This window comes from Kitasatospora sp. NPDC088134, from assembly GCF_044741705.1.
Lineage (GTDB): Bacteria > Actinomycetota > Actinomycetes > Streptomycetales > Streptomycetaceae > Kitasatospora.
On record NZ_JBIUTD010000029.1, the window covers coordinates 99,940 to 107,219 of the forward strand.

A 7,280-nucleotide genomic window follows, 5' to 3' on the forward strand; every position below is an offset into this window, starting at 1 on the left:
AACTGCACATCCGCACCTGCGCGAAACTCATGGGGGGTCATGATGCGACCGGTGGAAACCGGGGGGAACGGGGGCGACGGATTCTCCGTCGTGCCCGAGGAAATCGAACAGGCCGGACGGACGGCTCAGCGGACGGCCGAAGCCGTCCCCGGCGAGACCCGCGGCGTCCTCGGCGCCTCGGACACGGCAGAGGCCGGCCTGCGCGGCTGGCAGACCGGCGGCGAACTCAACGCCTGCACCGACGAGTGGAAGCGCCTGCTGGACGACCTCTCCCGCGAGATGGACTCCCAGGGCGACAAATTGATTCAGACCGCAGTCAACTACCGCACCGGCGAACAGGACGCCTCCCGGGCGGTCACCGCGCCCGGGAGCGGCGCGCCCGCCCCGTCCGACCACGGGTTCCGGGGCGCCCGCACCATGCCCGCCCCGGCCGACCCCGAGGACGCCCGCCTCCTCGGTGCGACCGGTGCCGCGAACTCCCGGGAAGGGGCCCGTTGATGGACCTCCGAACCCTCCGCGACGCCCGCCCCGACGACCTGCTCGCCGCCGCCGACGCCTACGCCCGGCTCTCCACCGCCTTCGAACAGCACAGCGAGGTCTGGGCGTCCGGCGTCGAGGGCGGCGTCCGCAACTCCGGCTGGCGGGGCAACGCCGCCGACCGGGCCGACACCTCCCTGCACGCCACCACCGGCAAGCTCGGCGCCGCCCGCACCGAACTCGGCCGGATCGCGCCCATCCTGCGCGAGGGCGCCGAAGCCTTCCTGATCGCCCAGGCCAAGCTGAGGACCGCCCTGGCCGACGCCGCCGAGGACGGCTACCGGGTCGACGAGGACGGCTCGGTCTCCTGGCCGCCCTCCGACAGCACCGACCTGATCCAGGAGACCGTCCGCAACACCAACGCCGCCCTGATCGGCGGCCGGATCGGCGAGATCCTCCAGGAGGCCGCCCACGCCGACCAGGTCACCGCCGAGCGCCTCCGCCACTACACCGACAACGCCCGCACCGGAGCCGGCCTCGACCAGGCCACCGCCGGCACCGACGCCATGACCTCCGTCGCCCTCGCCGGCCTGGACGAGAACCTCGTCAGCACCGGCATCCCCGGCAAGAACGCCTCCCCCACCGAGGTCAACGCCTGGTGGAAGGCCCTCCCCCCGGAAGAACAGCAACGCCTGATCCAGCACCACCCCGAGGAGATCGGCAACCGCGACGGCATCCCGTCCCCGGCCCGCGACCGGGCCAACCGCATCAACCTCGACCGCACCATCACCACCATGCAGGGCCGCCACCCCCTCTCCCCGGCGGACCAGGAGAAACTGGCCGGCTTCCAACGGATCAAGGAGCGCCTGGCCGAGGAGGACGGCAACCGCGCGAAGACGCCGAGCGAGAACCCGCAGGCATACCTGCTCGCACTGGAGGACACGGGCCAGGGCCGTGCCGCCATCTCGTTCGGAAATCCCGACACCGCCGACGACGTGGTCTCCTACGTGCCGGGCCTGGGCACGAAGGTGGGCAACGTCGGGGAGGGCGACGGCAACCGGGCGAAGGACCTGTGGTCCGCCTCGAAGGGCGTCGACCCGAGCCGACAGGTCGCCTCGATCGTCTGGCTGGGCTATGACGCGCCGCAGAAGGACGGGGTCGGCACAGAGAGCCTTGCCGTCGCGGGCACCGAACGCGCCGAGCAGGGCGGGGAGGCGTACCAGGGCTTCCTGCAGGGACTCCGGGCCTCCCACGAGGGGCAGCCCGCCCACATGACCGCCCTCGGCCACAGCTACGGCTCGTTCACGATGAGCCAGGCGGCACAGCGTCCCGGCGGCATCCCGGTGGACGACATCATCATCGTCGGCAGCCCCGGAACCGGTGTCCAGCACGCCGGGCAGCTCGGCATCGATCCGAGCCGGGTGTGGGTCGGTGCGGCCGAGAACGACCCGGTGTCCCACCTCCCGAGCGGGAACGAAGCCGGCTGGGCCACCGCCGGCGCCCTTGCCGGAGCAGGCCTGGGACCGGCTGGAATGGCCACCGGTTTCGGCATCGGCGGGCTGGTCGGGCACACCACCGATCCACACGAACTGTGGTTCGGCCAGGATCCGGCCAGCAACGAGTACGGCGCCAACCGCTTCCGGGTCGCGGACGGGCCGATCGGGTTCGACTCCCACTCCGACTACTGGGACTCCGATCCCTACTCCCGTGAGCCCTCCACTTCGCTGAGCAACATGGCCCAGGTGGTCACCGGACACGGTGGGGCCGTCAGCCGACAGGAGAAGCGATGAAGCCCCGCAGGTACGCACTCGCCGTCGTTGCCGTCCTGCTCTGCGCACCGCTCACCGCAGGGTGCTCGTTCGGCGGTGACGGCGGGGGCGCGATCACGGCCGAGCAGGCCAAGCCGCGCATCGAGGCCCTGCTGTCCGGGACGGTGGGCGCGGTGCAACCGCCGGTGCAGTACCTCGACGAGCTGTACGACGTCCGCGAGCACACGGACTGGAAGCACGATTCCGACGGCAAGTCGCTCGTCCTGAAGAAGCGTCACCTCATGCCGATGATCTCCCAGCCCAAGCGGACCGTCCTGCTCCAGCAGCTCAAGGACTACTGGAAGGCCCAGGGCTACACCCTTCACGAGGACAACAACGGGAACGGCGTCCAAGGCGTGAGCGCCACCGCCCCGGACGGGACAAAGGTGGGCGTGTCGTTCCTCGGCGGAGGAAGCGCGACGATCACCGCAGGCATCGACCCGGTGGTCACGCCACCTCTCGACCACCCCCTCCGGGACACCTCCACCTCCCCGCGACCGCCGGGTACCCCCGAACCCGGCACCCAGGACGACCCGTACTGGTCGCACTGACCCCGACCCGAGAGGAGGAACGATGAGATCCGTCATGCCGCCACACCGCCGGGCGGTGCCACTCGGAACAGCCCTGCTGCTCGTGGCGCTCACCAGTGGCTGCTCGTTCGGGGGCGACGAGAAGCCCGTGATCGACCTGCAGCAGGCTCGTTCCCGCATCGACGCCGTGCTGGACGGGACGTCCGGAGCCTTGAAGCCCGCTGTCGGATACCGCGACGGCAGTTACGAGGCGCGGGTGCACGTCGACTGGAAGCAGGACTCCGACGGCAAGGCACTGCTCCGGAAGCGGCGCGACCTCGGCCCGATGATCTCCCCGGAGAAGGCCGGCGTGCTGCTCGGACAGGCCAGCGACTACTGGAAGGCCCAGGGCTACTCCGTCAAGGAGGACCCCGCCGCGCGCAACCCTTGCTCCGTGAGCGCCACCCTGCCCGACGGCACCCAGGTCTTCATCGAGCTCTACGACGCCGGAAACGCCTACATCGGCGCCAGCGTCGATCCGGTGAAGGACCCCGGCAGCACCTACCCCTTCCGGTCCGAGGAGACAGCACACCCGACCGTCGACCCCACGCCCGGCCCGGGCAAGCAGGACGACCCGTACTGGTCGCACTGACCCCGACCCGAGAGGTGGAACGATGAGACCTGTTATTCCGTCAGGCCGCCGGGCGGCGCTGCTGTTCGGAACGGACCTGCTGCTGACCCCACTCGCCGCCGGGTGCTCCACGTCCGGTGACGACGGGCCGCTCGGCAGGCCCGTCGAGGCGAAGGGGGCCGTTGATTCCTTGTTGGACGGGACGATCGGCGCGATCACCCCGGCGGTGGAGCGGCGTGACGGCTCGTACGAGGCCAAGGAACTGCAGGACCGGTTCGGGCGCGGAAACGGGAAGGCCGACCTGTCGAAGCGCGTGCACCTGGAGGAGCGCATCATCCCGGCGAAAGCCGGGGTGTTGCTGGGCCAGGTCGAGACGTACTGGAAGGGCCAGGGGTACGCGGTGGGGGAGGAGCAGACGAACGCCCGGAGCCGGAGCGTGACCGCGCACCGCCCCGACAACGCCTGGGTCTCGGTGGAGGTCGACAGCGGAGGAACGGCGGAGATCGAAGCCGGGGTGGACGGGACGAAATACCCCGGCGAGCTCTACCCGTTCAAGGATCCCGGTGCTCCGGAGCCGCTCCCGAACAAGACCCCGGCGGGCCGGCAGGACGCCCCGTACTGGTCGCACTGACGAACCGGCCCCGCCCGTCGCGCCGCCCCCGCCGTCCTCCCGGCAGTGGCGGCGCAACGGTGTCCAGCACCCCTTTTCGGCGACCGGATTCGGACCGATCCGGCCCGGAGTGTGGACAAGAGGCCGCCCTCGGGTGCGTCATAGGGGGAACGTGAAACGGGTCACAGCGCGAGGGCCGGCCGGAGGTGCCCCATTCGAGTCCTGATCATCGGCGGCGGCTGCGCCGGACTGAGCACCGCCCTGCGCCTCCAGCAGTTGCTGCGGCCCCAGCTGAAGGACCGTCGGGTCGAACTGACGGTCGTCGAACCGCAGCCGTACCTGACCTTCCAGCCCCTGCTGGCCGAGGTCGCCGCAGGTTCCATCGACCCCCGCCACGTGGTCGTCCCGCTGCGCACCGCGCTCCCGGACTGCCGGGTGCTCACCGCCCGGGTCACCCGGATCGACCACGCCGCCCGGACCGCCTGGGTGGACGCCGCCCCGCGCGGCGAACTCCGGCTCCCCACCGAAGTCCCGTACGACGTCCTGGTGATGGCCCCCGGCTCGGTCTCCCGCACCGTGCCCGTCCCGGGCCTCGCCGAGCACGGCATGGGCTTCGCCACCGTCGGCGAGGCGGTCGCCCTGCGCAACCACGTCCTGGAGCAGCTCGACCTGGCCTCCTCGACCCGGGACCCGGAACTCCGCCAGGCCGCGCTGACCTTCGTCTTCGTCGGGGCCGGCTACGCGGGCGTCGGCGCACTCGCCGAACTGGAGGACATGGCCCGCACCGCGACCAAGGGCTACCACAACCTCGAACCGGACGACCTGCGCTGGGTGCTGGTCGAGGCCAAGGACCGCATCCTCGGCGAGGAGACCCCCGAACTCGCCGACCACACCCACGCCGAACTGCGCGAGCGCAACATCGACGTCCGGGTCGGCACCACCCTGGAGTCCGCCGCCGACCGGCTCATGGTGCTCTCCGACGGCAGCCGCTTCGCCGCCCGCACGCTGGTCTGGACGGCCGGGGTCCGCCCGGCCCCGGTGCTCTCCCTCACCGACCTGCCGCTCGACCGCGCCGGCCGGATCACCTGCCTGCCCACCCTGCGGGTGGTGGACGCGGAGGGTGTCGCCGTCCCCGACGCCTGGGCGGCCGGCGACTGCGCCGCCGTCCCCGACCAGACCGGCGAACTCTGCGCCCCCAACGCCCAACACGCCCTGGCACAGGCCAAGTTGCTCGCCGAGAACCTGGCCGCCGAACTGGCCGGGAGCCCACTCACCGGCTACCGCTCCGAGCACCCGGCCTGCTCCACCTCGCTCGGCCTGCGCCGCGCCGTCGCCCACACCAGACGCGGCACCCGGCTCACCGGCCGTCGCGCCTGGTGGCTGCACCGCGCCCGCCAGCTGCGCCGGCTGCCGAGCCGGGAGCGCCGGGTCCGGGTGCTGATGGACTGGCTGTTCGGCGGCCTGTTCCCGCGCGAGGTCGTCTCGCTCGGCACGATCGAGCACCCGCGGGCCGAATTCGAGTCCGGATTCGAGTCCGACCCCGCCACCGGTCCGGGCGGCTGATCCACAGTCTTCCGGGGGAGTCCGGCCTTCCGGGGGAATTCGGCGGGAGCCCGAAGCACATCCCCGGCGCGCGCGTCAGCAGACGCGCCGTACCGGGGGCGCGACTTCCGGAATCGCGCCGGAGCCTGACAGGATCGACCCGACGGGGCCATTGCGGAGAGTGGCATATCGCCTACACATTGCGATAATCACACTGCGACGGTCCATCGAGCAGGCACCACCCCCATCAGTCCCCGAGGAAGCGGCCGACGTTGAACCTCATGCGCTGGAGCGCCCGGCTCACCGGAGCCCCTTGGCGGGTCGACCCCGCCACCGCGGACGACGCCGTCACCGTCCCCGGCCCCCGCGACCCAGCCTTCGCCGCCGACCTCCGCGACCCCGAACACCTCTACGACCTCCGCGAGGTCCTCCGCCGCCTGCCCGCCCCCGTCGCCCTCACCCACGGCCCGCACCACCTGCTCGGCTACGCCAACCAGGCCTACCGCGACCTGTTCGGCGCCCGCACCCCCGGCCGCCCCGCCGCCGAATCGCTCCCCGAACTCACCACCCTCGGCGTCCTCCCGCTGCTCGACCAGGTCCTGCGCAGCGGACGCCCCCGCAGTGTGAAGTCCCGCTGCATCCTCGGCCTCGGCGGCAACCGCTACTACAACATCGCCTGCGTCCCGCTCGGCCCCCAGGAGCGCGCCACCCCCGCCGGCGTCCTGGTCTTCGCCACCGAGGTCACCGACCAGGTCCAGGCCGCCGGCCGCCTCCGCGAAGCCGAACGCCGCCAGCGCGCGGCCGCCGTCACCCTCCAGCACAGCCTGCTCCCGCAGAAGCTCGAACAGCCCGCCGACCTCCACGTCGCCGCCACCTACCAACCCGGCGGCGCCGACGCCGCGGTGGGCGGCGACTGGTACGACGTCATCGGCCTCGGCGGCGGACGCACCGCACTCGTCATCGGCGACGTCATGGGCCGCGGCCTGCGCGCCGCCGCTGTCATGGGCCAGCTCCGCACCGCCGTCCGCGCCTACGCCCGCCTCGACCTCCCCCCGCACGAGATCATGACCCTGCTCGACGGCATCGCCATGGAGATCGACGCCAACCAGATCGCCACCTGCACCTACGCCGTCTGGGACCCCGCCACCACCACCCTCGTCTACGCCTCCGCCGGCCACCTCCCCCTGCTGCTCCGCGGCCCCGACGGCACCGTCCTCCGCGGCGAGGAACAGAACGGCCCACCCCTCGGCACCGGCGGCGCCGGCCACCTCTCCCACACCCTCCGCCTGCTCCCCGGCACCACCGGCGTCCTCTACACCGACGGCCTGGTCGAACGCCGCGACCAGGACATCGACCAGGGCCTCGACCTGCTCGCCGACACCCTGGCCGGCCCCGTCGCCTCCCCCGACACCGTCTGCGCCCGCCTCCTCCGCGCCCTCGGCGTCACCGCCGAGCACGACGACGACGTCGCAGTCCTGGCCTTCCAAGTCCCACTTGATCCCGACCCCGATGGTGTGTAAAGTTCTTCGAGTTGCCCGACAGGGAGCACCGAGCACGCAACAGCGTGGACGGTCCCGGGGCGGCCAATCCCTGAGAACCACCAGTTGATCCGTAGCGGGTCGCGTCCTTTCGCGTCTCCGTTCGTATGTGCTGTGCGCTTTTTCGGAGATTGCGGCGGATTCGCTTTTCGGAGCGGGGATCGG

General features: G+C 72.0%; 6 protein-coding genes and 1 pseudogene. All 7 read left to right on the top strand.

Features of this window, described 5'->3' with window-relative positions; genetic code table 11:
- Positions 1 to 90: 90 nt before the first annotated feature.
- A complete protein-coding gene (locus ACIOHG_RS32050) occupies positions 91 to 498 on the top strand; it encodes a hypothetical protein (protein WP_400955823.1) in 408 nt (135 codons plus the stop codon).
- Positions 498 to 2,267, top strand: coding sequence for an alpha/beta hydrolase (locus tag ACIOHG_RS32055; protein ID WP_400955825.1), 1,770 nt, complete (start codon positions 498 to 500; stop codon positions 2,265 to 2,267). Before ACIOHG_RS32050 ends, ACIOHG_RS32055 begins: the two co-directional genes overlap by 1 nt.
- Entirely contained in the window at positions 2,264 to 2,836 is a 573-nt protein-coding gene (locus tag ACIOHG_RS32060) for a hypothetical protein (RefSeq protein ID WP_400955826.1), read from the top strand. The genes ACIOHG_RS32055 and ACIOHG_RS32060 overlap by 4 nt, the downstream gene beginning before the upstream one ends.
- A 34-nt stretch (positions 2,837 to 2,870) precedes the next feature.
- Positions 2,871 to 3,446, top strand: coding sequence for a hypothetical protein (locus ACIOHG_RS32065; RefSeq protein ID WP_400955827.1), 576 nt, complete (start codon positions 2,871 to 2,873; stop codon positions 3,444 to 3,446).
- Between the two features lie 22 nt (positions 3,447 to 3,468).
- Positions 3,469 to 4,056, top strand: coding sequence for a hypothetical protein (locus ACIOHG_RS32070; protein ID WP_400955829.1), 588 nt, complete (start codon positions 3,469 to 3,471; stop codon positions 4,054 to 4,056).
- A 255-nt stretch (positions 4,057 to 4,311) separates the two neighbouring features.
- Positions 4,312 to 5,598: an NAD(P)/FAD-dependent oxidoreductase gene (locus ACIOHG_RS32075; protein WP_400955831.1), complete on the top strand. Its 1,287-nt coding sequence runs from the start codon at positions 4,312 to 4,314 to the stop codon at positions 5,596 to 5,598.
- A 251-nt stretch (positions 5,599 to 5,849) separates the two neighbouring features.
- Positions 5,850 to 7,088, top strand: a pseudogene (locus ACIOHG_RS32080) (PP2C family protein-serine/threonine phosphatase); the annotation flags it as partial.
- Positions 7,089 to 7,280: the final 192 nt, after the last annotated feature.